The sequence below is a fragment of the Escherichia sp. S10b genome, assembly GCF_028421345.1.
GTDB lineage: Bacteria > Pseudomonadota > Gammaproteobacteria > Enterobacterales > Enterobacteriaceae > ECMA0423.
This window is the reverse complement of sequence record NZ_JAHZSO010000169.1, coordinates 163,892-190,246: the sequence shown is the minus strand read 5'-3', so window position 1 is coordinate 190,246 and position 26,355 is coordinate 163,892. Positions and strand designations below refer to the sequence as shown.

27 protein-coding genes are annotated in these 26,355 nt (G+C 52.7%); 22 read left to right on the top strand and 5 right to left on the bottom strand.

Features of this window, described 5'->3' with window-relative positions; genetic code table 11:
• Position 1 precedes the first annotated feature (1 nt).
• Entirely contained in the window at positions 2 to 925 is a 924-nt protein-coding gene (locus FTE26_RS19020) for a Gfo/Idh/MocA family protein (protein ID WP_000736116.1), read from the top strand.
• A 109-nt stretch (positions 926 to 1,034) separates the two neighbouring features.
• Positions 1,035 to 2,570 carry a murein biosynthesis integral membrane protein MurJ gene (gene murJ, locus FTE26_RS19015; RefSeq protein WP_001050672.1) on the top strand — a complete coding sequence of 512 codons (1,536 nt, stop codon included), beginning with the start codon at positions 1,035 to 1,037 and terminating at the stop codon, positions 2,568 to 2,570.
• Positions 2,571 to 2,609: 39 nt separating this feature from the next.
• Here the strand turns inward: murJ and flgN are convergent, their stop codons facing one another.
• The 3 genes from flgN to flgA all read right to left on the bottom strand — a co-directional run bounded on the left by flgN (position 2,610) and on the right by flgA (position 4,059).
• A complete protein-coding gene (gene flgN / locus FTE26_RS19010; protein WP_000197340.1) occupies positions 2,610 to 3,026 on the bottom strand; it encodes a flagella biosynthesis chaperone FlgN in 417 nt (138 codons plus the stop codon).
• Positions 3,027 to 3,030: 4 nt separating this feature from the next.
• Complete coding sequence (gene flgM / locus FTE26_RS19005; protein ID WP_000020880.1) at positions 3,031 to 3,324, bottom strand: flagellar biosynthesis anti-sigma factor FlgM; 294 nt, start codon at positions 3,322 to 3,324, stop codon at positions 3,031 to 3,033.
• A 75-nt stretch (positions 3,325 to 3,399) separates the two neighbouring features.
• Positions 3,400 to 4,059 carry a flagellar basal body P-ring formation chaperone FlgA gene (gene flgA, locus FTE26_RS19000; protein WP_000955720.1) on the bottom strand — a complete coding sequence of 220 codons (660 nt, stop codon included), beginning with the start codon at positions 4,057 to 4,059 and terminating at the stop codon, positions 3,400 to 3,402.
• 154 nt (positions 4,060 to 4,213) lie between these two features.
• Between flgA and flgB the strand changes: the two genes are divergently transcribed.
• From flgB to flgL, 11 genes are all read left to right on the top strand, one after another.
• Positions 4,214 to 4,630: a flagellar basal body rod protein FlgB gene (flgB, locus tag FTE26_RS18995; RefSeq protein ID WP_000884702.1), complete on the top strand. Its 417-nt coding sequence runs from the start codon at positions 4,214 to 4,216 to the stop codon at positions 4,628 to 4,630.
• 3 nt (positions 4,631 to 4,633) lie between these two features.
• Entirely contained in the window at positions 4,634 to 5,038 is a 405-nt protein-coding gene (gene flgC / locus FTE26_RS18990; RefSeq protein ID WP_001196460.1) for a flagellar basal body rod protein FlgC, read from the top strand.
• A gap of 11 nt (positions 5,039 to 5,049) precedes the next feature.
• Positions 5,050 to 5,745, top strand: coding sequence for a flagellar hook assembly protein FlgD (gene flgD / locus FTE26_RS18985; protein ID WP_000020486.1), 696 nt, complete (start codon positions 5,050 to 5,052; stop codon positions 5,743 to 5,745).
• Between the two features lie 24 nt (positions 5,746 to 5,769).
• A complete protein-coding gene (gene flgE, locus FTE26_RS18980; RefSeq protein ID WP_000885878.1) occupies positions 5,770 to 6,975 on the top strand; it encodes a flagellar hook protein FlgE in 1,206 nt (401 codons plus the stop codon).
• 19 nt (positions 6,976 to 6,994) lie between these two features.
• Positions 6,995 to 7,750 carry a flagellar basal-body rod protein FlgF gene (flgF, locus tag FTE26_RS18975; protein ID WP_000349303.1) on the top strand — a complete coding sequence of 252 codons (756 nt, stop codon included), beginning with the start codon at positions 6,995 to 6,997 and terminating at the stop codon, positions 7,748 to 7,750.
• Positions 7,751 to 7,887: 137 nt separating this feature from the next.
• Positions 7,888 to 8,670, top strand: a complete 783-nt coding sequence (gene flgG / locus FTE26_RS18970) for a flagellar basal-body rod protein FlgG (protein WP_000625837.1) — start codon at positions 7,888 to 7,890, stop codon at positions 8,668 to 8,670.
• A 52-nt stretch (positions 8,671 to 8,722) separates the two neighbouring features.
• Positions 8,723 to 9,421 carry a flagellar basal body L-ring protein FlgH gene (gene flgH, locus FTE26_RS18965; RefSeq protein WP_001297529.1) on the top strand — a complete coding sequence of 233 codons (699 nt, stop codon included), beginning with the start codon at positions 8,723 to 8,725 and terminating at the stop codon, positions 9,419 to 9,421.
• Positions 9,422 to 9,432: 11 nt separating this feature from the next.
• Positions 9,433 to 10,530 carry a flagellar basal body P-ring protein FlgI gene (flgI, locus tag FTE26_RS18960; protein ID WP_000589326.1) on the top strand — a complete coding sequence of 366 codons (1,098 nt, stop codon included), beginning with the start codon at positions 9,433 to 9,435 and terminating at the stop codon, positions 10,528 to 10,530.
• A complete protein-coding gene (gene flgJ / locus FTE26_RS18955) occupies positions 10,530 to 11,471 on the top strand; it encodes a flagellar assembly peptidoglycan hydrolase FlgJ (protein WP_001323587.1) in 942 nt (313 codons plus the stop codon). The genes flgI and flgJ overlap by 1 nt, the downstream gene beginning before the upstream one ends.
• 65 nt (positions 11,472 to 11,536) lie before the next feature.
• Positions 11,537 to 13,180, top strand: coding sequence for a flagellar hook-associated protein FlgK (gene flgK, locus FTE26_RS18950; protein WP_000096435.1), 1,644 nt, complete (start codon positions 11,537 to 11,539; stop codon positions 13,178 to 13,180).
• Positions 13,181 to 13,191: 11 nt separating this feature from the next.
• Entirely contained in the window at positions 13,192 to 14,145 is a 954-nt protein-coding gene (gene flgL, locus FTE26_RS18945) for a flagellar hook-associated protein FlgL (RefSeq protein ID WP_001212776.1), read from the top strand.
• A 195-nt stretch (positions 14,146 to 14,340) separates the two neighbouring features.
• Here the strand turns inward: flgL and rne are convergent, their stop codons facing one another.
• Positions 14,341 to 17,526 carry a ribonuclease E gene (gene rne, locus FTE26_RS18940; RefSeq protein ID WP_000827375.1) on the bottom strand — a complete coding sequence of 1,062 codons (3,186 nt, stop codon included), beginning with the start codon at positions 17,524 to 17,526 and terminating at the stop codon, positions 14,341 to 14,343.
• Positions 17,527 to 18,098: 572 nt separating this feature from the next.
• Here rne and rluC point away from each other — a divergent pair.
• Positions 18,099 to 19,058, top strand: a complete 960-nt coding sequence (rluC, locus tag FTE26_RS18935; protein ID WP_000846341.1) for a 23S rRNA pseudouridine(955/2504/2580) synthase RluC — start codon at positions 18,099 to 18,101, stop codon at positions 19,056 to 19,058.
• A 111-nt stretch (positions 19,059 to 19,169) separates the two neighbouring features.
• Here rluC and yceF read toward each other — a convergent pair whose 3' ends face one another.
• A complete protein-coding gene (gene yceF / locus FTE26_RS18930; RefSeq protein WP_001125202.1) occupies positions 19,170 to 19,754 on the bottom strand; it encodes a 7-methyl-GTP pyrophosphatase in 585 nt (194 codons plus the stop codon).
• A 198-nt stretch (positions 19,755 to 19,952) separates the two neighbouring features.
• On the opposite strand from yceF, the gene yceD reads away from it, so the two are divergent.
• The 8 genes from yceD (at position 19,953) to fabF (ending at position 26,339) form a co-directional block, all read left to right on the top strand.
• Positions 19,953 to 20,474, top strand: a complete 522-nt coding sequence (gene yceD, locus FTE26_RS18925; RefSeq protein ID WP_001174482.1) for a 23S rRNA accumulation protein YceD — start codon at positions 19,953 to 19,955, stop codon at positions 20,472 to 20,474.
• Between the two features lie 51 nt (positions 20,475 to 20,525).
• Positions 20,526 to 20,699 (top strand): 50S ribosomal protein L32, encoded by a 174-nt coding sequence (gene rpmF / locus FTE26_RS18920; RefSeq protein WP_000290727.1) that lies wholly within the window; start codon positions 20,526 to 20,528, stop codon positions 20,697 to 20,699.
• A gap of 80 nt (positions 20,700 to 20,779) precedes the next feature.
• Positions 20,780 to 21,850 carry a phosphate acyltransferase PlsX gene (gene plsX / locus FTE26_RS18915; RefSeq protein ID WP_000197568.1) on the top strand — a complete coding sequence of 357 codons (1,071 nt, stop codon included), beginning with the start codon at positions 20,780 to 20,782 and terminating at the stop codon, positions 21,848 to 21,850.
• A 67-nt stretch (positions 21,851 to 21,917) separates the two neighbouring features.
• Positions 21,918 to 22,871 carry a beta-ketoacyl-ACP synthase III gene (fabH, locus tag FTE26_RS18910; protein ID WP_000288132.1) on the top strand — a complete coding sequence of 318 codons (954 nt, stop codon included), beginning with the start codon at positions 21,918 to 21,920 and terminating at the stop codon, positions 22,869 to 22,871.
• 15 nt (positions 22,872 to 22,886) lie between these two features.
• On the top strand, positions 22,887 to 23,816 hold the full coding sequence (fabD, locus tag FTE26_RS18905; protein ID WP_000191372.1) for an ACP S-malonyltransferase: 930 nt from the start codon (positions 22,887 to 22,889) through the stop codon (positions 23,814 to 23,816).
• Between the two features lie 12 nt (positions 23,817 to 23,828).
• Positions 23,829 to 24,563, top strand: a complete 735-nt coding sequence (gene fabG / locus FTE26_RS18900; RefSeq protein ID WP_001008535.1) for a 3-oxoacyl-ACP reductase FabG — start codon at positions 23,829 to 23,831, stop codon at positions 24,561 to 24,563.
• Positions 24,564 to 24,773: 210 nt separating this feature from the next.
• The gene (acpP, locus tag FTE26_RS18895) at positions 24,774 to 25,010 is read left to right on the top strand and encodes an acyl carrier protein (protein WP_000103754.1); all 237 of its coding nucleotides are present in this window, start codon (positions 24,774 to 24,776) and stop codon (positions 25,008 to 25,010) included.
• A gap of 87 nt (positions 25,011 to 25,097) precedes the next feature.
• Entirely contained in the window at positions 25,098 to 26,339 is a 1,242-nt protein-coding gene (gene fabF / locus FTE26_RS18890) for a beta-ketoacyl-ACP synthase II (protein ID WP_000044679.1), read from the top strand.
• The last annotated feature ends 16 nt before the right edge of the window (positions 26,340 to 26,355 follow it).

Genomic DNA, 26,355 nt, shown 5'->3' with positions numbered 1-26,355 from the left:
AGTGAAAAAATTACGTATCGGCGTTGTGGGATTAGGCGGCATTGCGCAAAAAGCGTGGTTACCGGTGCTGGCGGCAGCGTCTGACTGGATGTTACAAGGAGCCTGGTCGCCTACGCGCGCGAAAGCCCTGCTAATTTGTGAAAGCTGGCGCATTCCTTATGCCGATTCGTTATCCAGCCTTGCCGCCAGTTGCGATGCGGTTTTTGTGCATTCCAGCACCGCCAGCCACTTTGACGTGGTCAGTACGTTACTCAATGCGGGTGTACATGTCTGTGTCGATAAACCGCTGGCAGAAAATCTGCGCGATGCTGAACGGCTGGTGGAACTGGCGGCGCGTAAAAAACTGACGTTGATGGTCGGTTTTAACCGTCGTTTCGCACCACTCTACGGTGAGTTAAAAACGCAACTCGCTACCGCAGCTTCGCTAAGAATGGATAAACATCGTAGCAATAGTGTCGGGCCACACGATCTTTATTTCACGTTGCTGGATGATTATCTGCATGTGGTGGATACCGCGCTGTGGTTGTCGGGCGGCAAAGCCTCTCTGGATGGCGGTACGCTACTGACTAACGACGCTGGCGAAATGCTGTTTGCCGAGCACCATTTTTCGGCCGGTCCTTTGCAGATCACCACCTGTATGCATCGCCGTGCCGGAAGTCAGCGTGAAACCGTGCAGGCCGTGACTGACGGTGCGCTCATCGACATTACGGATATGCGCGAATGGCGTGAGGAGCGCGGGCAGGGCGTAGTGCATAAACCGATTCCTGGTTGGCAGAGCACTCTTGAGCAACGTGGATTTGTCGGCTGTGCGCGGCACTTCATTGAATGTGTGCAAAATCAGACAGTTCCGCAAACCGCCGGCGAACAGGCAGTGCTGGCGCAACGTATCGTTGACAAGATCTGGCGCGATGCGATGAGTGAATAAACCCTGTAACATCTGGCGGTAGCAATTCACCATAATCCAGGTAGACTATTCGCCTCTTTCAGCGCCTGCCTTGCAGGCGTTTTGCCCGTGGGTCTGGATTAGAACACCGATGAATTTATTAAAATCGCTGGCCGCCGTCAGCTCGATGACCATGTTTTCGCGTGTGCTTGGCTTCGCACGAGACGCAATTGTCGCCAGAATCTTTGGCGCAGGGATGGCAACCGACGCCTTTTTCGTCGCTTTTAAACTTCCTAACTTGTTACGCCGTATCTTTGCCGAAGGGGCATTTTCCCAGGCATTTGTACCGATTCTGGCGGAATATAAAAGTAAGCAGGGTGAAGACGCCACGCGGGTCTTTGTCTCTTATGTTTCTGGCCTGCTGACACTCGCGCTGGCGGTTGTGACGGTCGCTGGCATGCTCGCCGCACCGTGGGTGATCATGGTGACCGCGCCAGGCTTCGCTGACACAGCTGACAAATTTGCCCTGACCAGCCAGCTACTAAAGATTACCTTTCCCTATATCTTGCTGATCTCCCTGGCGTCGCTGGTGGGAGCGATTCTGAATACGTGGAACCGCTTCTCGATTCCGGCGTTTGCTCCAACACTGCTTAACATCAGCATGATTGGTTTCGCGCTGTTTGCCGCACCGTACTTTAACCCACCGGTGCTGGCGCTGGCGTGGGCTGTTACGGTCGGCGGCATCCTGCAGCTGGTGTATCAGCTACCGCACCTGAAGAAGATCGGCATGCTGGTCCTGCCGCGCATTAACTTCCACGATGCCGGAGCAATGCGCGTGGTGAAACAGATGGGACCGGCGATCCTTGGCGTCTCTGTGAGCCAGATCTCCTTAATCATCAACACCATTTTTGCCTCGTTTCTTGCTTCCGGTTCGGTGTCTTGGATGTATTACGCCGACCGCTTAATGGAGTTTCCGTCCGGTGTGCTGGGCGTGGCGCTTGGCACCATTTTGCTGCCGTCGCTGTCGAAAAGTTTTGCCAGTGGCAATCATGATGAATACAACCGTTTGATGGACTGGGGATTGCGTCTTTGTTTCCTGTTGGCGCTGCCGAGTGCGGTTGCGTTGGGCATTCTTTCAGGTCCGTTAACCGTTTCGCTGTTCCAGTACGGTAAATTTACCGCGTTTGATGCGCTGATGACCCAGCGGGCGTTAATTGCCTACTCGGTGGGTTTGATTGGCCTGATTGTAGTGAAAGTGTTGGCTCCTGGCTTTTATTCCCGCCAGGACATTAAAACGCCAGTGAAAATTGCCATCGTTACGCTGATTTTAACGCAATTGATGAACCTGGCGTTTATTGGTCCGTTGAAACATGCCGGGCTGTCACTTTCTATTGGTCTGGCGGCGTGTCTGAATGCTTCGCTGCTTTACTGGCAGTTGCGTAAGCAGAAAATCTTTACTCCGCAACCCGGCTGGATGGCGTTTCTGTTGCGTCTGGTGGTGGCGGTACTGGTGATGTCTGGCGTGCTTTTAGGTATGTTACATATCATGCCGGAGTGGTCATTGGGTACCATGCCCTGGCGCTTACTGCGTTTAATGGCGGTCGTGCTGGCGGGGATTGCCGCGTACTTCGCTGCACTGGCGGTACTGGGCTTCAAAGTTAAAGAATTTGCCCGCCGGACGGTGTAACAATGCATTCCGGCCTGCAGTGCAGGCCGGAGATAATATTCAGATCGAAATCTTTTTACCGCCGCGATGGGTTGTTGAGGTCTGACCGTTCGCCCCATATAGCGTCGGTTCCTGATGCGGTTTCAACATTTCCAGCGCCTGTTGATTGCGCTCAATCTGTCCTTCCAGTAACCAGCCGTTATGTTGATTCATTTGGCGTAGTTGCTGCGTTTTCACAGTAATTTCCTGCCAGCGTTGACTAATATCAACGCTATTTGCTGTATTGGGTTCTTTCTTGCGTAACTGTTCGAGGTAATCCAGCGTCGCCAGCAGTGAGCTTTTTTGTTCTGTAATCCATTGCAACTGGCTGCCGTTGATCTGCCCCATAGAGAGATGTTGCTGCTCTTGATCCATTACCGTTTTGAGATCGTTAAGCACAGCGGACATCTGGTCGAGGATCTCTGCAAGACGTGTCATACGATCAGTTACTCTGCAAGTCTTGCTGCGCTTCGTTGATCAGCGCATCGGCAATTTTGCCGGTGTCCATTTTTAGTTCACCGTTACGAATCGCCAGTTTTAACGCTTCGACACGTTCAAGATTGATATCACTGCTGCCGGGTTGCATCAGTTTTGCTTGCGCGTCGCTTAACGTCACACTGGTGCTGGTGGAGGCGGTTGTTTTTGCCGCCCGGCTGTTCGTTACCGGCGCGTCAGTGGTTTCGCGCGGTTGAACGGTGCTTACAGGCTTCAGAGGCGAAGTGCGATCAATACTCATGGTTTATTCCTCATTGAGGGCGCTTTTATCATGTGTTGCTTATTTATCGGCAAGGGACGGGTAATCTTTAACAGCTTACAGGTTTATAAGAATATTCCCATCTGCATCAACAACGCCGCTGACTACCTGTCCCGATACCATGCGCACCCGCGCATTCTGTGCGACGGCTGCATTGTTCAGCGCCTGACCTTCTGCGTTGGCGCTAAACCCATCACCGCTGGCGATCACATTGACGCGTTGTCCCGCTTTTACCCGCCATGCCTGGCGAAACTGGGTTAACTGGATAGGTTGATCGGGTGATAGATCGCGCAGGCTAATGGCATCAACAAGTTGATTGATATCCAGCACCGTACGCGGTGGCAGGGTATCCAGCCGTCCGCGTTTTAGTTTGACATTGCCAGCTTCCAGCTTTCCTCCCCGCACAATGGGCATCGCGGCAACCACATAATTTCCTGTGGCCTGCACATTAACCTGTAAATATCGTTTGTCGTTACCGCAGCGTGCCAACACATTCACATTGCCCCACAGGCGGGAATTATTGCTCATCGAAAGCAATGGCTGCTCGCATGGCGGTAGTAGATTGGGCGCTGTACGAATAGAAACACGAACCTCATCACTTACCCCCGCGAGTTGGGCGCTAAAAAAGTTGTGCAATTGCGATGTGAGATTGCTCGCCGTACTTAACGGACTGAACAGTATCGCGATGATCGCCACGCTACGTTTTATTGTCAGCATTTTCGCCCCCAGCCATTTCTACAACGTGAATTGTACCTGTCCGCAATGACCATCAACGGCATAAATAGCGACCCATTTTGCGTTTATTCCGCCGATAACGCGCGCGTAAAGGCATTTAAGCTGATGGCAGAATTTTGATACCTGCGGAGGAGATATGCTCGATAAGCTCGACGCCGCCTTACGTTTTCAACAAGAGGCGCTCAATCTGCGCGCCCAGCGTCAGGAAGTACTGGCAGCAAACATCGCCAATGCCGATACCCCTGGTTATCAGGCGCGCGATATCGATTTTGCCAGTGAACTTAAAAAAGTCATGCAACGTGGACGGGATGCAACCAGTGTGGTTGCACTGACGATGACCTCAACGCAACACATCCCGGCGCAGGCGCTGACGCCTCCTACCGCAGAACTGCAATACCGTATTCCGGACCAGCCTTCGCTTGACGGTAATACCGTCGATATGGATCGCGAACGCACCCAGTTTGCCGATAACAGCCTGCAATACCAGATGAGCCTTAGCGCGTTGAGCGGGCAAATCAAAGGCATGATGAACGTTTTACAGAGCGGAAATTAACGGATGGCACTGCTGAATATTTTTGATATCGCCGGGTCGGCGTTAACTGCCCAGTCCCAGCGCCTGAACGTGGCGGCCAGTAATCTGGCAAATGCTGATAGCGTGACCGGTCCTGATGGACAGCCATATCGGGCAAAACAGGTGGTATTCCAGGTTAACGCTGCACCAGGTGCTGCGACAGGCGGCGTAAAGGTTGCCGATGTTATAGAAAGTCAGGCCCCGGACAAACTGGTTTATGAACCGGGTAATCCGCTGGCAGATGCAAAGGGCTACGTAAAAATGCCGAACGTTGATGTCGTCGGGGAGATGGTTAACACCATGTCGGCGTCACGCAGCTATCAGGCCAACGTTGAAGTGCTCAACACGGTGAAAAGTATGATGCTGAAAACCCTTACGCTCGGTCAATAAAGGAGAAAGCTATGTCCATTGCGGTAACCACCACCGATCCGACAAATACCGGCGTCAGTACCACCAGCAGTAGTTCGCTCACGGGCAGCAACGCCGCAGATTTACAAAGCAGTTTTCTGACTTTGCTGGTGGCGCAGCTGAAAAACCAGGACCCGACCAATCCAATGGAAAACAACGAGCTGACGTCGCAATTGGCACAAATCAGCACGGTCAGCGGGATTGAAAAACTCAATACCACGCTCGGATCTATTTCCGGACAGATTGATAACAGCCAGTCGTTACAGGCCAGTAACCTGATCGGTCACGGCGTGATGATCCCCGGCACAACTGTTCTTGCGGGAACCGGCAGTGAAGAAGGGGCTGTGACCACGACCACGCCGTTTGGTGTTGAGCTGCAACAGGCGGCAGACAAAGTTACGGCCACCATCACCGATAAAAATGGCGCGGTTGTGCGCACCATTGATATTGGTGAACTGACCGCTGGAGTTCACAGTTTCACCTGGGACGGTACGTTGACTGATGGCAGCACTGCGCCGAACGGTTCTTACAATGTAGCGATTAGCGCCAGTAACGGTGGTACACAACTGGTTGCCCAGCCGCTGCAGTTTGCTCTGGTGCAGGGTGTGATCCGCGGCAACAGCGGTAATACGCTGGATCTCGGCACTTACGGCACCACCACCCTCGACGAAGTACGGCAGATAATTTAAGCCTTCACATTTCAGGAGTCAGTCATGGCCTTTTCTCAAGCGGTTAGCGGATTAAACGCTGCCGCCACCAACCTCGATGTTATTGGCAACAATATCGCCAACTCCGCCACCTACGGCTTTAAATCAGGCACGGCCTCTTTTGCCGATATGTTTGCCGGTTCGAAAGTGGGACTGGGGGTAAAAGTTGCCGGTATCACTCAGGACTTTACCGATGGCACGACCACCAACACCGGGCGAGGTCTGGACGTTGCTATCAGCCAGAACGGTTTTTTCCGTCTGGTAGACAGCAACGGTTCGGTGTTCTACAGCCGTAACGGACAATTTAAGCTGGATGAAAACCGTAACCTGGTGAATATGCAAGGTTTACAGCTGACGGGTTACCCGGCAACCGGTACGCCGCCGACTATTCAGCAAGGGGCGAATCCGACCAATATTTCGATCCCGAATACCCTGATGGCAGCGAAAACTACCACCACGGCATCGATGCAGATCAACCTGAATTCCAGTGATCCGCTTCCTACTGTTACGCCATTCAGCGCCAGCAATGCGGATAGCTATAACAAAAAAGGTTCGGTGACTGTTTTCGACAGTCAGGGTAATGCTCATGACATGAGCGTCTACTTTGTGAAGACCGGGGATAATAACTGGCAGGTCTACACCCAGGATAGCAGTGATCCAACAGGTACAGCCGAGCCTGCAATGAAGCTGGTGTTTAATGCCAATGGCGTTCTGACCTCAAATCCAACAGAGAATATTACCACTGGCGCAATTAACGGCGCAGATCCCGCCACGTTTAGCCTGAGCTTCCTCAACTCCATGCAGCAAAATACCGGCGCTAACAATATTGTGGCAACCACCCAGAATGGCTACAAACCGGGCGATCTGGTGAGTTATCAAATCAATGATGACGGTACGGTTGTCGGCAACTATTCCAACGAACAAACACAACTGCTGGGGCAGATTGTACTGGCGAACTTTGCCAACAACGAAGGTCTGGCATCCGAAGGCGACAACGTCTGGTCTGCGACGCAATCTTCTGGCGTGGCGCTGTTGGGGACAGCCGGGACGGGCAACTTTGGCACCCTGACCAACGGTGCGTTGGAAGCGTCCAACGTCGATCTCAGTAAAGAACTGGTCAATATGATCGTTGCCCAGCGTAACTATCAGTCTAACGCCCAGACCATCAAAACCCAGGACCAGATCCTCAACACGCTGGTTAACTTACGCTAATCGCTGACGGGATAGCTCAATGGATCACGCAATTTATACCGCGATGGGAGCAGCCAGCCAGACGCTGAATCAACAGGCGGTAACCGCCAGTAATCTGGCCAATGCCTCTACGCCCGGTTTTCGCGCGCAGTTAAACGCCTTGCGTGCAGTGCCGGTGGAAGGGCTTTCACTGCCCACGCGCACGCTGGTAACGGCGTCAACACCGGGTGCAGACATGACGCCCGGCAAGATGGATTACACCTCGCGCCCGCTGGACGTTGCATTGCAGCAGGATGGCTGGCTGGCCGTGCAGTCCGCTGACGGCAGCGAAGGGTATACGCGTAATGGCAGCATTCAGGTTGATCCCACCGGGCAACTGACAATTCAGGGGCATCCGGTGATAGGCGAGGCTGGGCCAATTGCTGTGCCGGAAGGGGGGGAAATCACTATTGCTGCCGATGGCACAATCTCGGCGCTCAATCCGGGCGATCCGGCAAATACGGTTGCGCCAGTGGGGCGTCTGAAACTGGTGAAAGCCACGGGCAGCGAAGTGCAACGCGGTGACGACGGCATTTTTCGTTTAAGCGCAGAAAGCCAGGCCACGCGTGGGCCGATACTGCAGGCAGATCCAACCTTGCGTGTGATGTCGGGGGTTCTGGAAGGCAGTAACGTCAATGCCGTTGCGGCAATGAGCGACATGATTGCCAGCGCGCGGCGTTTTGAAATGCAGATGAAGGTGATCAGCAGCGTCGATGATAACGCAGGCCGTGCCAACCAACTGCTGTCGATGAGTTAATTGAACGATTGATGACATTGCAATAAAAGCGCGCGGACTATTCCCTCGCCCCTTTGGGGAGAGGGTTAGGGTGAGGGGAAATTCACACTGTCGCGTGCTTCTGCTCTGCTTGTCACTAATCCACTACAGGACATTTTATGATCAGTTCATTATGGATCGCCAAAACGGGCCTTGACGCCCAGCAAACCAATATGGACGTCATTGCCAACAACCTGGCAAACGTCAGTACTAACGGTTTTAAGCGTCAGCGCGCGGTGTTTGAAGATCTGCTTTATCAAACCATTCGCCAGCCGGGGGCACAGTCTTCCGAACAAACCACCTTACCCTCCGGATTACAAATCGGCACGGGGGTACGCCCGGTCGCCACTGAACGCTTACACAGCCAGGGAAACCTGTCGCAGACCAACAACAGCAAAGATGTCGCGATTAAAGGGCAGGGCTTTTTCCAGGTGATGTTGCCAGATGGTTCATCAGCCTATACCCGTGACGGCTCTTTCCAGGTGGATCAGAACGGGCAGCTGGTGACGGCTGGTGGTTTTCAGGTGCAGCCAGCGATCACCATTCCGGCGAATGCGTTAAGTATCACCATCGGTCGTGATGGCGTGGTCAGCGTAACCCAACAAGGCCAGGCAGCTCCGGTTCAGGTTGGGCAGCTCAATCTCACCACCTTTATGAATGACACCGGGCTGGAGAGCATTGGCGAAAACCTCTACACCGAAACGCAATCCTCTGGTGCACCGAACGAAAGCACGCCGGGCCTGAACGGCGCGGGACTGCTGTATCAAGGGTATGTTGAAACGTCTAACGTCAACGTGGCGGAAGAACTGGTCAATATGATTCAGGTGCAACGCGCTTACGAAATCAACAGTAAAGCGGTGTCCACCACCGATCAGATGCTGCAAAAACTGACGCAACTCTAAGGCTTAACCGGTGGCAGGTTCACCGGTTTACTGATTTTTGAAGATGATAGCCATGCAAAAAAACGCTGCGCATACTTATGCCATTTCCAGCTTGTTGGTGCTTTCACTAACCGGCTGCGCCTGGATACCCTCCACGCCGCTGGTGCAGGGGGCGACCAGTGCACAACCGGTTCCCGGTCCGACGCCCGTCGCCAACGGTTCTATTTTCCAGTCTGCTCAGCCGATTAACTATGGCTATCAACCGCTGTTTGAAGATCGTCGACCACGCAATATTGGCGATACGCTGACCATCGTGTTGCAGGAGAACGTCAGCGCCAGCAAAAGCTCCTCTGCGAATGCCAGCCGTGACGGTAAAACTAATTTTGGCTTTGATACTGTGCCGCGCTATTTGCAGGGGCTGTTTGGTAACGCTCGTGCCGATGTCGAAGCCTCCGGTGGTAACACGTTCAACGGAAAGGGCGGGGCTAATGCCAGCAATACCTTTAACGGCACGTTGACGGTGACGGTTGACCAGGTACTGGTCAACGGCAACCTGCATGTGGTGGGTGAAAAACAGATTGCCATTAATCAGGGTACCGAATTTATTCGCTTCTCTGGCGTGGTTAATCCACGCACTATCAGCGGCAGCAATACCGTACCGTCTACTCAGGTGGCGGATGCGCGCATTGAATACGTAGGCAATGGCTACATTAACGAAGCGCAAAATATGGGCTGGTTGCAGCGTTTCTTCCTTAACCTGTCGCCAATGTAAGTGAGGCTGTGGTGATTAAATTTCTCTCTGCATTAATTCTTCTACTGGTTACGACGGCGGCTCAGGCTGAGCGTATTCGCGATCTCACCAGTGTTCAGGGGGTAAGGCAAAACTCACTGATTGGCTATGGTCTGGTGGTGGGGCTGGATGGCACCGGTGACCAGACAACCCAGACGCCGTTTACCACACAAACGCTTAATAACATGCTCTCACAGCTGGGAATTACCGTTCCGACGGGCACCAATATGCAGCTAAAAAACGTCGCTGCGGTAATGGTGACAGCGTCACTTCCTCCGTTTGGACGTCAGGGGCAAACCATCGATGTGGTGGTTTCTTCCATGGGAAATGCCAAAAGCTTGCGTGGAGGTACGTTGTTGATGACACCGCTTAAGGGCGTTGACAGTCAGGTGTATGCGCTGGCGCAGGGCAATATTCTGGTTGGCGGCGCAGGAGCCTCCGCTGGCGGTAGCAGTGTTCAGGTTAACCAACTGAACGGTGGACGGATCACCAATGGTGCGGTTATTGAACGTGAATTGCCCAGCCAGTTTGGCGTCGGGAATACCCTTAATTTGCAACTTAACGACGAAGATTTCAGCATGGCGCAGCAAATCGCTGACACCATCAACCGCGTGCGTGGATATGGCAGCGCCACCGCGTTAGATGCGCGGACTATTCAGGTGCGCGTACCAAGTGGCAACAGTTCCCAGGTCCGTTTCCTTGCAGATATCCAGAATATGCAGGTTAATGTCACCCCGCAGGACGCTAAAGTAGTGATTAACTCGCGCACCGGTTCGGTGGTGATGAATCGCGAAGTGACCCTCGACAGCTGCGCGGTAGCGCAGGGAAATCTCTCAGTAACAGTTAATCGTCAGGCCAATGTCAGCCAGCCAGATACACCGTTTGGTGGTGGACAGACTGTGGTTACTCCACAAACGCAGATCGATTTACGCCAGAGCGGCGGTTCGCTGCAAAGCGTACGTTCCAGCGCCAGCCTCAATAACGTGGTGCGCGCGCTCAATGCGCTGGGCGCTACGCCGATGGATCTGATGTCTATTTTGCAATCAATGCAAAGTGCGGGATGTCTGCGGGCAAAACTGGAAATCATCTGATGATCAGCGACAGCAAACTACTGGCAAGTGCGGCCTGGGATGCGCAATCACTCAACGAACTAAAGGCGAAAGCGGGCGAAGACCCGGCGGCAAATATCCGTCCGGTGGCCCGTCAGGTGGAAGGGATGTTCGTGCAGATGATGTTGAAAAGCATGCGCGACGCTTTACCAAAAGATGGCCTGTTCAGCAGCGAGCACACTCGCCTGTATACCAGTATGTATGACCAGCAGATTGCCCAACAGATGACGGCGGGCAAAGGTCTGGGGCTTGCAGAGATGATGGTTAAACAGATGACGCCAGAACAACCATTGCCAGAGGAGCCCACGCCAGCAGCACCGATGAAATTCCCGCTCGAAACCGTGGTGCGTTATCAAAATCAGGCGCTTTCGCAGCTGGTGCAAAAGGCCGTGCCACGTAACTACGATGATTCGCTGCCGGGTGACAGTAAAGCATTCCTCGCGCAACTCTCGCTGCCCGCCCAACTGGCAAGCCAGCAAAGCGGTGTGCCACATCATTTGATCCTCGCTCAGGCGGCGCTTGAATCTGGTTGGGGGCAACGGCAAATCCGCCGCGAAAACGGCGAGCCAAGCTATAACCTGTTTGGTGTCAAAGCCTCTGGCAACTGGAAAGGGCCAGTTACTGAAATCACCACGACTGAATATGAAAACGGCGAAGCGAAGAAAGTAAAAGCGAAGTTTCGGGTCTACAGCTCGTATCTGGAAGCATTGTCGGATTACGTTGGGTTGTTAACACGTAACCCGCGCTACGCTGCCGTGACGACCGCCGCGAGTGCGGAACAGGGGGCGCAGGCCCTACAGGACGCGGGCTATGCCACCGATCCTCACTATGCCCGTAAACTCACCAACATGATCCAGCAGATGAAATCGATAAGCGACAAGGTGAGCAAAACCTACAGTATGAACATTGATAATCTGTTCTGAATAACTCAAGTCCGGCGGGTCGCTGCCGATAATACTCTGTAATTGAAGGCTTATAAGGAACCTCCATGTCCAGCTTGATCAATAACGCCATGAGCGGACTGAACGCGGCCCAGGCGGCGTTAAATACGGCAAGTAATAATATCTCCAGCTATAACGTTGCTGGATATACCCGCCAAACCACTATTATGGCGCAGGCCAATAGCACGTTGGGCGCTGGCGGCTGGGTTGGCAATGGCGTCAACGTTTCTGGTGTGCAGCGTGAGTATGATGCGTTTATTACCAACCAGTTACGTGCGGCGCAGACGCAAAGTAGCGGCCTGACTGCCCGCTATGAGCAGATGTCGAAAATCGACAATATGCTCTCCACCAGTACCTCTTCGCTGGCAACACAGATGCAGGATTTCTTCACCAGCCTGCAAACGCTGGTGAGTAACGCGGAAGACCCGGCAGCGCGCCAGGCGCTGATTGGGAAATCAGAAGGGTTGGTGAATCAGTTTAAAACCACCGATCAGTATCTTCGCGACCAGGACAAACAGGTCAATATCGCGATAGGTGCCAGCGTTGATCAGATCAACAATTACGCTAAACAAATTGCCAGCCTGAACGATCAAATCTCGCGCCTGACAGGCGTGGGGGCAGGGGCGTCACCTAACAATCTGCTGGATCAACGCGATCAACTGGTGAGCGAATTAAACCAGATTGTTGGTGTAGAAGTCAGCGTTCAGGATGGCGGCACTTATAACATCACGATGGCCAATGGTTACTCACTGGTTCAGGGAAGTACGGCTCGGCAACTGGCGGCAGTTCCTTCCAGCGCTGACCCTTCTCGTACGACTGTCGCTTACGTTGATGGGACGGCAGGCAATATTGAGATCCCGGAGAAATTGCTGAATACCGGGTCGCTGGGCGGCATTCTGACATTCCGTTCTCAGGATCTGGACCAGACGCGTAATACGCTTGGACAACTGGCGCTGGCATTTGCCGAGGCTTTCAACACCCAACACAAAGCCGGATTTGATGCCAACGGCGATGCTGGTGAAGATTTCTTTGCTATCGGTAAGCCCGCGATTCTGCAAAACACGAAAAACAAAGGTGACGTTGCGATCGGTGCCACGGTAACTGATGCCTCCGGGGTACTGGCGACAGATTACAAAATCTCGTTCGATAATAATCAGTGGCAGGTCACCCGCCTTGCCAGCAATACCACTTTTACGGTGACGCCGGATGCCAACGGTAAAGTGGCATTTGATGGTCTGGAGTTGACGTTTACAGGAACGCCTGCCGTTAACGACAGCTTCACGCTGAAACCAGTAAGTGACGCCATCGTCAACATGGATGTATTAATCACCGACGAAGCGAAAATCGCGATGGCGAGCGAAGAAGATGCGGGTGATAGCGACAACCGCAACGGTCAGGCCCTGCTGGATCTGCAAAGCAACAGTAAAACGGTGGGCGGTGCGAAATCCTTTAACGACGCTTATGCCTCGTTAGTGAGTGATATCGGTAATAAAACCGCGACGTTGAAAACCAGTAGCACCACGCAAGGTAATGTGGTGACGCAGCTTTCCAATCAGCAGCAGTCGATTTCCGGTGTCAATCTCGATGAGGAGTACGGAAATCTGCAACGTTTTCAGCAGTATTACCTGGCGAATGCGCAGGTTCTGCAGACGGCAAACGCGATTTTTGATGCGCTGATTAACATTCGCTAAGGGGAGATAAGATGCGTTTCAGTACCCAGATGATGTACCAGCAAAACATGCGTGGCATCACCAATTCTCAGGCAGAATGGATGAAGTACGGCGAACAGATGTCGACGGGTAAGCGAGTCGTTAACCCTTCAGATGATCCCATTGCTGCATCACAAGCGGTTGTTCTCTCCCAGGCACAGGCGCAAAACAGCCAGTACACGCTGGCGCGTACTTTCGCCACTCAAAAAGTGTCACTGGAAGAGAGTGTACTTAGCCAGGTCACCACTGCTATCCAGAATGCTCAGGAAAAAATTGTCTACGCCAGCAATGGCACCTTGAGTGACGATGACCGGGCCTCGCTGGCTACGGATATTCAGGGGCTTCGTGACCAGTTGCTGAATCTGGCGAACACCACTGACGGTAACGGGCGCTACATTTTTGCCGGTTATAAAACAGAGACTGCGCCGTTTAGTGAGGCTAACGGTGATTATGTCGGCGGAACAGAAAGTATTAAGCAACAGGTCGATGCTTCGCGTTCGATGGTGATAGGACATACGGGCGACAAAATTTTCGACAGTATTACCAGTAACGCGGTAGCGGAACCAGACGGTAGCGCTTCTGAAACAAATCTTTTTGCCATGCTGGATAGCGCCATCGCAGCCCTGAAAACGCCGGTCGCGGATAGCGAAGCGGATAAAGAAACCGCTGCTGCGGCGTTAGATAAAACCAACCGTGGACTGAAAAACTCGCTGAACAATGTGCTGACCGTTCGCGCGGAATTAGGCACGCAGCTGAACGAACTGGAGTCGCTGGATTCATTAGGTAGCGATCGCGCATTAGGGCAAACGCAGCAGATGAGCGATCTGGTTGATGTGGACTGGAATGCAACTATTTCATCTTACATCATGCAGCAAACGGCATTGCAGGCATCGTATAAAGCATTTACCGATATGCAGGGATTGTCGCTCTTCCAGCTCAACAAATAAGCTCGCTTTAAAACATATCATGAAACTGGGTATGTTTTGTCTGCCTGCTCTGGGATCGCCGGGGCGGGCATTTTTTTGCCTATTTTGCATTGTTGGTTAGCAAGGATGCCATTTGATGAATTTTAATATGTTGATTCAAAGATGAAATAAAAAAAGCCCTGGCAGTTACCAGGGCTTGATTACTTGAGCTAATTATTACTCAACAGGTTGCGGACGCGCAGGAGCGGCAGAGGCATGATGCGTTGCCGTATGACCACCTGCGGCACCTTTACCTTCGAAGGCAAAAGTAGGGCGCTGCCAGTCACTGTGACGCGGTGCCTCCGGAACATATTCCGGTGCTGGAGCGCGCGTCATTGGCGCGGTAGCGTGGTTATGCTCAACGGTGACCTCAGGTTCGACCGCAGCTACCGTTTCAACTTCTGCTGCGACTTCAGCGACTACTGGCGCGGCAGGTTGAGCAACAACTTCAGGTTCAGCAACTACAACCTCAGCAGTTTCGACAACTTCTTCAATATCTGCCGTCTCTTCCTGCGGTTCAACCACCGGTTCTGCTTGTTCTGCAACTTCCTGGGCTACGGCAACATCAGACTCGGTAATCACCTGCGGCTGTTCAGTTACCGCGGCAGCGATCACTTCAGGATGCGTCGTTTCAACCACTTCCGGTTGCGGTTCGGCAACCTGAACGGGGGCTTCTACGACACCGGCCACTTCTTCAACAACTGGCGCGCTAACAACCGGTTCGATAGCGGCGGCGACAGGGACCTCAGTCACCATCGGCTGCACATGTACTTCTTCCTGTTCGCGCTGCTCTTCAACCTGTACATCTTGCGGACGTACAATTGGATAGCGGATCCAGACTTTGCCAGAGGCCAGTTCCGGAGACGCGCACGCTACGGTCAACGGCATTGGCGACTGGGTTGGATAACGCTCGTCACGATAGCGACGACGACGCTGACCACTTACGCGCAGGTGACGAGGCGAGCGGCGAGAACGACGCGGCATGCCACCGTTGTCACGGTTATCAGCATTGTTCTCTTCTTGCTGTTCTGGTGCAGTTTGCGCTACGACTGGCAGCGGGACTTTCACCAGTTCTGTGCGTGGAGCTGGAGCTTCCTGAACAATTGGTTCGGCAGCGGCAGTTTCTTCAACCACCGGTGCGACTACCGCTTCTTCGGCTACGCTTTGCTCGTAACGCACTTTCTGATTGAGCTGACGCTGTTTACGACGCGGCTGAACCGGACGTACACGTTCTTCCTGTTCGGTTTCCTGAACAGATTGCTCTTCAACATTCAGCGCCTTCGCTTCTTGTTGCGCCTGACGTTTATCATCGTTACGGCGGCGGCTACGTTCACGACGCGGCGCTTGCTGCTCGTCGGTGGTACGTGCTTTTTCCGTTACCTCAGCTTGCTGACGGCTCTCACGCGTCTCGGCAGTCTGCTGCTGTGCCTGGCGACGATTACGACGGTTTTCTTCGCGATTATCGCTGCCTTCAGTACGTTCACTACGGGTGTCGCGGCGCTCATTACGGTCACGGCGGTTGTTCTGACGAGGCTTGCGACGATCCTGTTGACGTTCCGGTTTCGCTTCTGCTTTCGGTGCTGGTTGCTCGGTCGGTTTGGTTTCTTCACTACCGCTGAACAGCGCTTTCAGTGCGCCGAAGAAGCGGCTCAACAGCCCAGGTTGTGCAGGAGTTGCTGGTGTTGCCGGTGCAGCTTTCGGTGCTGGGGCTACAACAGGCGCGGCAGGTTCAGCTGGCGTTGGCGCTGGCGGCACATCCGGCATGGCAAAGGTTGCCAGCGCAGGTTGTTCCGGACGCTTACGTTCAGCGAACTCTTCTTCAGACGGCAGCGCCATCGCTTCTTCATGCAGCTTCGGCAGCATGTAGCTTAAGGTTGGGGTTTCTTCCCCTTTACGCACGCGCAGCACGTGGTAGTGCGGGGTTTCCATCTGATCGTTTGGCACAATTACACAGCGCACACCGTCCTGACGAGTTTCAATGGCATTTACCGCAGAACGTTTTTCATTCAGCAGGTAAGAAGCGATTGGCACAGGAACAATGGCGTGAACTTCCTGGGTGTTCTCTTTCAGCGCTTCTTCTTCGATCAGACGCAGAATAGAGAGCGACAGCGATTCGTTGTCACGCACGGTGCCAGTACCAGAACAACGCGGACAAACGTGATGACTGGATTCACCCAGTGATGGGCTCAGGCGCTGACGGGACATTTCCAGCAGGCCAAAGCGAGAAATATGGCTGATTTGAATACGCGCACGGTCCTGACGCACCGCTTCACGCAGACGGTTTTCTACCGCACGCTGGTGGCGTACAGGCGTCATGTCGATGAAGTCGATAACAATCAGGCCGCCGAGGTCACGCAGGCGCAGCTGACGAGCAATCTCATCGGCAGCTTCGAGGTTGGTGTTAAACGCAGTTTCTTCGATATCGCCGCCGCGGGTCGCGCGTGCGGAGTTGATGTCGATGGCGGTTAACGCTTCGGTGCTGTCGATAACAATGGAACCACCGGACGGCAGACGGACTTCACGCTGGAAGGCGGATTCGATCTGCGACTCGATCTGGTAGTGGCTGAACAGCGGGATCTCGCCGGTGTACAGTTTGATTTTGCTGCTGAAATCCGGGCGACCTAATGCAGCGATATGCTGACGTGCCAGTTCGAGCACTTTCGGGTTATCGATAAGGATTTCGCCGATGTCCTGACGTAAGTAATCGCGGAATGCGCGAACGATTACGTTGCTCTCCTGATGAATCAGGAACGGAGCCGGGCGGCTTTCAGCGGCTTTTTTGATGGCTTCCCAGTGTTTCAGACGGAAGCTTAAATCCCATTGCAGCGCCTCAGCAGATTTGCCGACGCCAGCGGTGCGCACGATAAGCCCCATGCCTTCCGGCAGTTCAAGGCTCGCCAGTGCTTCTTTTAATTCGGTACGGTCGTCGCCTTCGATACGGCGAGAAATGCCACCCGCGCGCGGGTTGTTCGGCATCAGAACCAGATAGCTACCCGCCAGACTGATAAAGGTGGTTAATGCCGCGCCTTTGTTGCCGCGCTCTTCTTTATCGATCTGAACAATGACTTCCTGACCTTCACGCAACACATCTTTAATGTTGGGACGACCATGAGCACTGTAGTTAGCAGGGAAATATTCGCGGGCAATTTCTTTTAGTGGGAGGAAACCGTGACGTTCAGCGCCGTAATCAACAAAAGCAGCTTCCAGACTCGGTTCAATGCGGGTGATTTTACCTTTGTAGATGTTTGCCTTTTTCTGCTCGTGCCCTGGACTTTCGATATCCAGGTCATACAGACGCTGCCCATCTACAAGGGCAACGCGCAACTCTTCCTGCTGAGTTGCGTTGATTAACATTCTTTTCATCGTAACTTACTCATTATTCTTACATTGACGACTAAGCTGCGGGCAAAGTAACGCCTTTCCGGGTGTGAACCGATGGCCTCGTGTCTAGTCGCGTCGCCAACCTCACGGTTATCGTCAGCTCAAAGAGGCGCAGAGTGTCGGTTGCCCGTTTTTCATGCGGAAAAACAGCGCAATTATCAAAGAAACAGACTGGGTATTACTCTCCAGAAATATTTCCATCTACCGGTAAGGACTGCAACCCGCAGCCCGCTAACTGCCTGAAAGATCAATACGTCTTACGCCATTGCTGCGTGGATGATCGGTCGGGCAAAATGGGTTATTCCGTAAAATTTCTTGTTTTAACAAGGATGGACACGGAAACGGCCTCATTATTCCACTGCAAGCCTTGTTATAGCAAGATGACTTTTACCATTTATCACCCGCTTACTCACAGTTTTTTCACTTCTTGCTGGTGATTGGTTTAATAACCATCAATAAAGTGATCACGCAGTGAAGTAATAAGGTGCAAAAGTAAATATAAGCATAGAAAAATGAGTGGCGCGAATCCTGTTGGCTAATTAGAATCGCCAACCATGAAAACAGAGACTCCATCCGTAAAAATTGTTGCTATCACCGCTGACGAAGCGGGGCAACGTATCGATAACTTTTTGCGTACCCAATTGAAAGGCGTACCAAAAAGTATGATTTACCGTATTTTGCGTAAAGGCGAAGTGCGGGTGAACAAAAAACGTATTAAGCCTGAATATAAACTCGAAGCGGGTGATGAGGTGCGTATTCCACCGGTTCGCGTTGCTGAGCGGGAAGAAGAGGCGGTTTCGCCACATCTGCAAAAGGTGGCGGCGCTGGCGGACGTCATCTTATATGAAGATGATCATATCCTGGTGCTGAATAAACCTTCCGGTACGGCGGTACATGGCGGCAGCGGTTTAAGCTTCGGCGTTATTGAAGGTTTGCGGGCGTTGCGCCCGGAAGCGCGGTTCCTTGAACTGGTTCATCGTCTCGACCGGGACACTTCAGGTGTGTTGCTGGTAGCGAAAAAACGCTCGGCGTTGCGTTCTCTGCATGAGCAATTACGTGAAAAAGGGATGCAAAAAGATTACCTGGCGCTGGTGCGCGGTCAGTGGCAGTCGCATGTGAAGAGCGTTCAAGCACCGTTACTGAAAAATATTCTGCAAAGCGGCGAACGTATCGTGCGTGTGAGTCAGGAAGGCAAACCGTCGGAAACACGCTTTAAAGTGGAAGAACGCTATGCATTTGCCACCCTGGTGCGTTGTAGCCCGGTAACAGGGCGTACTCATCAGATCCGTGTGCATACACAGTATGCGGGTCATCCGATTGCCTTTGACGATCGCTACGGTGACCGTGAATTTGACAGACAGCTCACTGAAGCAGGCACGGGATTAAATCGTCTGTTCCTGCACGCCGCAGCGTTGAAGTTTACCCATCCGGGGACCGGTGAGGTGATGCGTATCGAAGCGCCGATGGATGATGGTTTGAAGCGTTGTTTGCAAAAGCTGCGTAACGCGCACTGATACAAACATATAAGCCTAATAATGGGCGGTTGGCCTGATAAGGCGTTTACGCCGCCTCAGGCCGCCAGCACCGATTGCCGGATGCGACGTAACCGCATCCGGCGCAAACAACTATCCCATCAGCGGGTTTTTCCCTTCCCGACGTAACATCTGACACAGCGCGATTAGCGGTAAACCAACCAGCGTGTTAGGGTCACGCCCCTCTAAACGCTCAAACAGCGTAATGCCAAATCCTTCACTCTTAAAGCTACCCGCGCAGTGCAGGGGATGCTCCTTACGCACATAATTATCAATCTCCGCCTCGCTCAGGTGACGGAAATGGACGTCAAAAGGCTCCACTTCTGTTTGCAGATGCCCATTCGCCGAATTAAACAACGCCAGTCCAGTATAGAAGGTGACGATATTGCCGCTGGCTTTGCGTAATTGCAGACGGGCATTTTCTTCCGTTAACGGTTTACCGGTGATTTCGCCATCAAGAACACATACCTGGTCTGAACCAATAATTAAATGATCCGGATAACGTGACGCAAGGGATTGTGCTTTTTCTTGTGCCAGTCGAAGCACCAACTGTCGCGGTGATTCGTCGCTGCGTGGGGTTTCGTCGACCTCTGGTGCTGCACATTCAAAAGAGATTTGCAGTTTTTCCAGAAGAGCGCGACGCCATGGCGAGGTGGAGGCTAAAATAAGTTTAGGCATATTTTTTTCCATCAGATATAGCGTATTGATGATAGCCATTTTAAACTATGCGCTTCGTTTTGCAGGTTGATGTTCGTTATCAGCACTGAACGAAAATAAAGCAGTAACCCGCAATGTGTGCGAATTATTGGCAAAAGGCAACCACAGGCTGCCTTTTTCTTTGACTCTATGACGTTACAAAGTTAATATGCGCGCCCTATGCAAAAGGTAAAATTACCCCTGACTCTCGATCCGGTTCGTACGGCTCAAAAACGCCTTGATTACCAGGGTATCTATACCCCTGATCAGGTTGAGCGCGTCGCCGAATCCGTAGTCAGTGTGGACAGTGATGTGGAATGCTCCATGTCGTTCGCTATCGATAACCAACGTCTCGCAGTGTTAAACGGCGATGCGAAGGTGACGGTAACGCTCGAGTGTCAGCGTTGCGGGAAGCCGTTTACTCATCAGGTCTACACAACGTATTGTTTTAGTCCTGTGCGTTCAGACGAACAGGCTGAAGCACTGCCGGAAGCGTATGAACCGATTGAGGTTAACGAATTCGGTGAAATCGATCTGCTTGCAATGGTTGAAGATGAAATCATCCTCGCCTTGCCGGTAGTTCCGGTGCATGATTCTGAACACTGTGAAGTGTCCGAAGCGGACATGGTCTTTGGTGAACTGCCTGAAGAAGTGCAAAAGCCAAACCCATTTGCCGTATTAGCCAGCTTAAAGCGTAAGTAATTGGTGCTCCCCGTTGGATCGGGGATAAACCGTAATTGAGGAGTAAGGTCCATGGCCGTACAACAGAATAAACCAACCCGTTCCAAACGTGGCATGCGTCGTTCCCATGACGCGCTGACCGCAGTCACCAGCCTGTCTGTAGACAAAACTTCTGGTGAAAAACACCTGCGTCACCACATCACTGCCGACGGTTACTACCGCGGCCGCAAGGTCATCGCTAAGTAATCACGCGTCTGCGTGATGAAGCTTAGTGAGGATTTTCCCCAGGCAACTGGGGAAAGACCAAACCGGGCGGCGACGATACCTTGACACGTCTAACCCTGGCGTTAGATGTCATGGGAGGGGATTTTGGCCCTTCCGTGACAGTGCCTGCAGCATTGCAGGCACTGAATTCTAATTCGCAACTCACTCTTCTTTTAGTCGGCAATCCCGACGCCATCACGCCATTACTTGCTAAAGCTGACTTTGAACAACGTTCGCGTCTGCAGATTATTCCTGCGCAGTCAGTTATCGCCAGTGATGCCCGGCCTTCGCAAGCTATCCGCGCCAGTCGTGGGAGTTCAATGCGTATGGCCCTGGAGCTGGTGAAAGAAGGTCGAGCGCAAGCCTGTGTCAGTGCCGGTAATACCGGGGCACTGATGGGGCTGGCAAAATTATTACTCAAGCCCCTGGAGGGGATTGAGCGTCCGGCGCTGGTGACGGTATTACCACATCAGCAAAAGGGCAAAACGGTGGTCCTCGATTTAGGGGCCAACGTCGATTGTGACAGCACAATGTTGGTGCAATTTGCCATTATGGGCTCAGTTCTGGCTGAAGAGGTGGTGGAAATTCCCAATCCTCGCGTGGCGTTGCTCAATATTGGTGAAGAAGAAGTAAAGGGTCTCGACAGTATTCGGGATGCCTCAGCGGTGCTTAAAACAATCCCTTCTATCAATTATATCGGCTATCTTGAAGCCAATGAGTTGTTAACTGGCAAGACAGATGTGCTGGTTTGTGACGGCTTTACAGGAAATGTCACGTTAAAGACGATGGAAGGTGTTGTCAGGATGTTCCTTTCTCTGCTGAAATCTCAGGGTGAAGGGAAAAAACGGTCGTGGTGGCTACTGTTATTAAAGCGTTGGCTACAAAAGAGCCTGACGAGGCGATTCAGTCACCTCAACCCCGACCAGTATAACGGCGCCTGTCTGTTAGGATTGCGCGGCACGGTGATAAAAAGTCATGGTGCAGCCAATCAGCGAGCTTTTGCGGTCGCGATTGAACAGGCAGTGCAGGCGGTGCAGCGACAAGTTCCTCAGCGAATTGCCGCTCGCCTGGAATCTGTATACCCAGCTGGTTTTGAGCTGCTGGACGGTGGCAAAAGCGGAACTCTGCGGTAGCAGGACGCTGCCAGCGAACTCGCAGTTTGCAAGTGACGGTATATAACCGAAAAGTGACTGAGCGTACATGTATACGAAGATTATTGGTACTGGCAGCTATCTGCCCGAACAAGTGCGGACAAACGCCGATTTGGAAAAAATGGTGGACACCTCTGACGAGTGGATTGTCACTCGTACCGGTATCCGCGAACGCCACATTGCCGCGCCAAACGAAACCGTTTCAACCATGGGCTTTGAAGCGGCGACACGCGCAATTGAGATGGCGGGCATTGAGAAAGACCAGATTGGCCTGATCGTTGTGGCAACGACTTCTGCTACGCACGCTTTCCCGAGCGCAGCTTGTCAGATTCAAAGCATGTTGGGCATTAAAGGTTGCCCGGCATTTGACGTTGCAGCAGCCTGCGCAGGTTTCACCTATGCATTAAGCGTAGCCGATCAATACGTGAAATCTGGGGCGGTGAAGTATGCTCTGGTCGTCGGTTCCGATGTACTGGCGCGCACCTGCGATCCAACAGATCGTGGGACTATTATTATTTTTGGCGATGGCGCGGGCGCTGCGGTGCTGGCTGCCTCTGAAGAGCCGGGAATCATCTCCACCCATCTGCATGCCGACGGTAGTTATGGTGAATTGCTGACGCTGCCAAACGCCGACCGCGTGAATCCAGAGAATTCAATTCATCTGACGATGGCGGGCAACGAAGTCTTCAAGGTTGCGGTAACGGAACTGGCGCACATCGTTGATGAGACGCTGGCGGCGAATAATCTTGACCGTTCTCAACTGGACTGGCTGGTTCCGCATCAGGCTAACCTGCGTATTATCAGTGCAACGGCGAAAAAACTCGGTATGTCTATGGACAATGTCGTGGTGACGCTGGATCGCCACGGTAATACCTCTGCGGCCTCTGTCCCGTGCGCGCTGGATGAAGCTGTACGCGACGGGCGCATTAAGCCGGGGCAGTTGGTTCTGCTTGAAGCCTTTGGCGGTGGATTCACCTGGGGCTCCGCGCTGGTTCGTTTCTAGGATAAGGATTAAAACATGACGCAATTTGCATTTGTGTTCCCTGGACAGGGTTCTCAAACCGTTGGAATGCTGGCTGATATGGCGGCGAGCTATCCAATTGTCGAAGAAACGTTTGCTGAAGCTTCTGCGGCGCTGGGCTACGACCTGTGGGCGCTGACCCAGCAGGGGCCAGCTGAAGAACTGAATAAAACCTGGCAAACCCAGCCAGCGCTGTTGACTGCATCTGTTGCGCTGTACCGCGTATGGCAGCAGCAGGGCGGTAAAGCACCGGCAATGATGGCCGGTCACAGCCTGGGGGAATACTCCGCGCTGGTTTGCGCTGGTGTGATTGATTTCGCTGATGCGGTGCGTCTGGTTGAGATGCGCGGCAAGTTCATGCAAGAAGCCGTACCGGAAGGCACGGGCGCTATGGCGGCAATCATCGGTCTGGATGATGCGTCTATTGCGAAAGCGTGTGAAGAAGCTGCAGAAGGTCAGGTCGTTTCTCCGGTAAACTTTAACTCTCCGGGACAGGTGGTTATTGCCGGTCATAAAGAGGCGGTTGAGCGTGCTGGCGCTGCCTGTAAAGCTGCGGGCGCAAAACGCGCGCTGCCGTTACCAGTGAGCGTACCGTCTCACTGTGCGCTGATGAAACCAGCAGCCGACAAACTGGCAGTAGAATTAGCGAAAATCACCTTTAACGCACCAACAGTTCCTGTTGTGAATAACGTTGATGTGAAATGCGAAACCAATGGTGATGCCATTCGTGACGCACTGGTACGTCAGTTGTATAACCCGGTTCAGTGGACGAAGTCTGTTGAGTACATGGCAGCGCAAGGCGTAGAACATCTCTATGAAGTCGGCCCGGGCAAAGTGCTAACTGGCCTGACGAAACGCATTGTCGACACCCTGACCGCCTCGGCGCTGAACGAACCTTCAGCGATGGCAGCGGCGCTCGAGCTTTAAAAGAGGAAAATCATGAATTTTGAAGGAAAAATCGCACTGGTAACCGGTGCAAGCCGCGGAATTGGCCGCGCAATTGCTGAAACGCTCGCAGCCCGTGGCGCGAAAGTTATTGGCACTGCGACCAGTGAAAATGGCGCTCAGGCGATCAGTGATTATTTAGGTGCTAACGGCAAAGGGCTGATGTTGAATGTGACCGACCCGGCATCTATCGAATCTGTTCTGGAAAAAATTCGCGCAGAATTTGGTGAAGTGGATATCCTGGTCAATAATGCCGGTATCACTCGTGATAACCTGTTAATGCGAATGAAAGATGAAGAGTGGAACGATATTATCGAAACCAACCTTTCATCTGTTTTCCGTCTGTCAAAAGCGGTAATGCGCGCTATGATGAAAAAGCGTCATGGTCGTATTATCACTATCGGTTCTGTGGTTGGTACCATGGGAAATGGCGGTCAGGCCAACTACGCTGCGGCGAAAGCGGGCTTGATCGGCTTCAGTAAATCACTGGCGCGCGAAGTTGCGTCACGCGGTATTACTGTAAACGTTGTTGCTCCGGGCTTTATTGAAACGGACATGACACGTGCGCTGAGCGATGACCAGCGTGCGGGTATCCTGGCGCAGGTTCCTGCGGGTCGCCTCGGCGGCGCACAGGAAATCGCCAACGCGGTTGCATTCCTGGCATCCGACGAAGCAGCTTACATCACGGGTGAAACTTTGCATGTGAACGGCGGGATGTACATGGTCTGACCGCGATTTGCACAAAATGCTCATGTTGCGCGCAGTCTGCGTGGTTATGAGTAATAATTAGTGCAAAATGATTTGCGTTATTGGGGGGTAAGGCCTCAAAATAACGTAAAATCGTGGTAAGACCTGCCGGGATTTAGTTGCAAATTTTTCAACATTTTATACACTACGAAAACCATCGCGAAAGCGAGTTTTGATAGGAAATTTAAGAGTATGAGCACTATCGAAGAACGCGTTAAGAAAATTATCGGCGAACAGCTGGGCGTTAAGCAGGAAGAAGTTACCAACAATGCTTCTTTCGTTGAAGACCTGGGCGCGGATTCTCTTGACACCGTTGAGCTGGTAATGGCTCTGGAAGAAGAGTTTGATACTGAGATTCCGGACGAAGAAGCTGAGAAAATCACCACCGTTCAGGCTGCCATTGATTACATCAACGGCCACCAGGCGTAAGTGAACATCTCCAGGCGGTCGTTCGACCGCCTGAGTTTTATCTTTTTGTCCCACTAGAATCATTTTTTCCCTCCCTGGAGGACAAACGTGTCTAAGCGTCGTGTAGTTGTGACCGGACTGGGCATGTTGTCTCCTGTCGGCAATACCGTAGAGTCTACCTGGAAAGCTCTGCTTGCCGGTCAGAGTGGCATCAGCCTAATCGACCATTTCGATACTAGCGCCTATGCAACGAAATTTGCTGGCTTAGTAAAGGATTTTAACTGTGAGGACATTATCTCGCGCAAAGAACAGCGCAAGATGGATGCCTTCATTCAATATGGAATTGTCGCTGGCGTTCAGGCCATGCAGGATTCTGGCCTTGAAATAACGGAAGAGAACGCAACCCGCATTGGTGCCGCAATTGGCTCCGGGATTGGCGGCCTCGGACTGATCGAAGAAAACCACACATCTCTGATGAACGGTGGTCCACGTAAGATCAGCCCATTCTTCGTTCCGTCAACGATTGTGAACATGGTGGCAGGTCATCTGACTATCATGTATGGCCTGCGTGGCCCAAGCATCTCTATCGCGACCGCCTGTACTTCCGGCGTGCACAACATTGGTCATGCTGCGCGTATTATCGCGTATGGCGATGCTGACGTGATGGTTGCAGGTGGCGCAGAGAAAGCCAGTACGCCGCTGGGTGTTGGTGGTTTTGGCGCGGCACGTGCATTATCTACCCGCAATGATAACCCGCAAGCGGCGAGCCGCCCGTGGGATAAAGAGCGTGATGGCTTCGTACTGGGCGATGGTGCCGGTATGCTGGTACTTGAAGAGTACGAACACGCGAAAAAACGCGGTGCGAAAATTTACGCTGAACTCGTCGGCTTTGGTATGAGCAGCGATGCTTATCATATGACGTCACCGCCAGAAAATGGCGCAGGCGCAGCTCTGGCAATGGCAAATGCTCTGCGTGATGCAGGCATTGAAGCGAGTCAGATTGGCTACGTTAACGCGCACGGTACTTCTACGCCGGCTGGCGATAAAGCTGAAGCGCAGGCGGTGAAAACCATCTTCGGTGAAGCTGCAAGCCGTGTGTTGGTAAGCTCCACGAAATCTATGACCGGTCATCTGTTAGGTGCGGCGGGTGCAGTAGAATCTATCTACTCCATCCTGGCGCTGCGCGATCAGGCTGTTCCGCCAACCATCAACCTGGATAACCCGGATGAAGGTTGCGATCTGGATTTCGTACCGCATGAAGCACGTCAGGTCAGCGGAATGGAATACACGCTGTGTAACTCCTTCGGCTTCGGTGGCACTAATGGTTCTTTGATCTTTAAAAAGATCTAAGTTGTCATTTTCCACC

Excerpts from the sequence above, each read along its gene's own strand:
- flgA (WP_000955720.1), bottom strand. The coding sequence starts at position 4,059 with ATGCTGACAATAAAACGTAGCGTGGCGATCATCGCGATACTGTTCAGT.
- fabH (WP_000288132.1), top strand. The coding sequence starts at position 21,918 with ATGTATACGAAGATTATTGGTACTGGCAGCTATCTGCCCGAACAAGTG.
- yceF (WP_001125202.1), bottom strand. The coding sequence starts at position 19,754 with ATGCCTAAACTTATTTTAGCCTCCACCTCGCCATGGCGTCGCGCTCTT.
- rluC (WP_000846341.1), top strand. The coding sequence starts at position 18,099 with ATGAAAACAGAGACTCCATCCGTAAAAATTGTTGCTATCACCGCTGAC.
- flgC (WP_001196460.1), top strand. The coding sequence starts at position 4,634 with ATGGCACTGCTGAATATTTTTGATATCGCCGGGTCGGCGTTAACTGCC.
- acpP (WP_000103754.1), top strand. The coding sequence starts at position 24,774 with ATGAGCACTATCGAAGAACGCGTTAAGAAAATTATCGGCGAACAGCTG.
- rpmF (WP_000290727.1), top strand. The coding sequence starts at position 20,526 with ATGGCCGTACAACAGAATAAACCAACCCGTTCCAAACGTGGCATGCGT.
- flgN (WP_000197340.1), bottom strand. The coding sequence starts at position 3,026 with ATGACACGTCTTGCAGAGATCCTCGACCAGATGTCCGCTGTGCTTAAC.
- yceD (WP_001174482.1), top strand. The coding sequence starts at position 19,953 with ATGCAAAAGGTAAAATTACCCCTGACTCTCGATCCGGTTCGTACGGCT.
- flgB (WP_000884702.1), top strand. The coding sequence starts at position 4,214 with ATGCTCGATAAGCTCGACGCCGCCTTACGTTTTCAACAAGAGGCGCTC.
- flgE (WP_000885878.1), top strand. The coding sequence starts at position 5,770 with ATGGCCTTTTCTCAAGCGGTTAGCGGATTAAACGCTGCCGCCACCAAC.
- flgF (WP_000349303.1), top strand. The coding sequence starts at position 6,995 with ATGGATCACGCAATTTATACCGCGATGGGAGCAGCCAGCCAGACGCTG.
- flgD (WP_000020486.1), top strand. The coding sequence starts at position 5,050 with ATGTCCATTGCGGTAACCACCACCGATCCGACAAATACCGGCGTCAGT.
- flgM (WP_000020880.1), bottom strand. The coding sequence starts at position 3,324 with ATGAGTATTGATCGCACTTCGCCTCTGAAGCCTGTAAGCACCGTTCAA.
- fabD (WP_000191372.1), top strand. The coding sequence starts at position 22,887 with ATGACGCAATTTGCATTTGTGTTCCCTGGACAGGGTTCTCAAACCGTT.
- rne (WP_000827375.1), bottom strand. The coding sequence starts at position 17,526 with ATGAAAAGAATGTTAATCAACGCAACTCAGCAGGAAGAGTTGCGCGTT.
- murJ (WP_001050672.1), top strand. The coding sequence starts at position 1,035 with ATGAATTTATTAAAATCGCTGGCCGCCGTCAGCTCGATGACCATGTTT.
- fabG (WP_001008535.1), top strand. The coding sequence starts at position 23,829 with ATGAATTTTGAAGGAAAAATCGCACTGGTAACCGGTGCAAGCCGCGGA.
- flgK (WP_000096435.1), top strand. The coding sequence starts at position 11,537 with ATGTCCAGCTTGATCAATAACGCCATGAGCGGACTGAACGCGGCCCAG.
- flgG (WP_000625837.1), top strand. The coding sequence starts at position 7,888 with ATGATCAGTTCATTATGGATCGCCAAAACGGGCCTTGACGCCCAGCAA.
- flgH (WP_001297529.1), top strand. The coding sequence starts at position 8,723 with ATGCAAAAAAACGCTGCGCATACTTATGCCATTTCCAGCTTGTTGGTG.
- flgJ (WP_001323587.1), top strand. The coding sequence starts at position 10,530 with ATGATCAGCGACAGCAAACTACTGGCAAGTGCGGCCTGGGATGCGCAA.
- flgL (WP_001212776.1), top strand. The coding sequence starts at position 13,192 with ATGCGTTTCAGTACCCAGATGATGTACCAGCAAAACATGCGTGGCATC.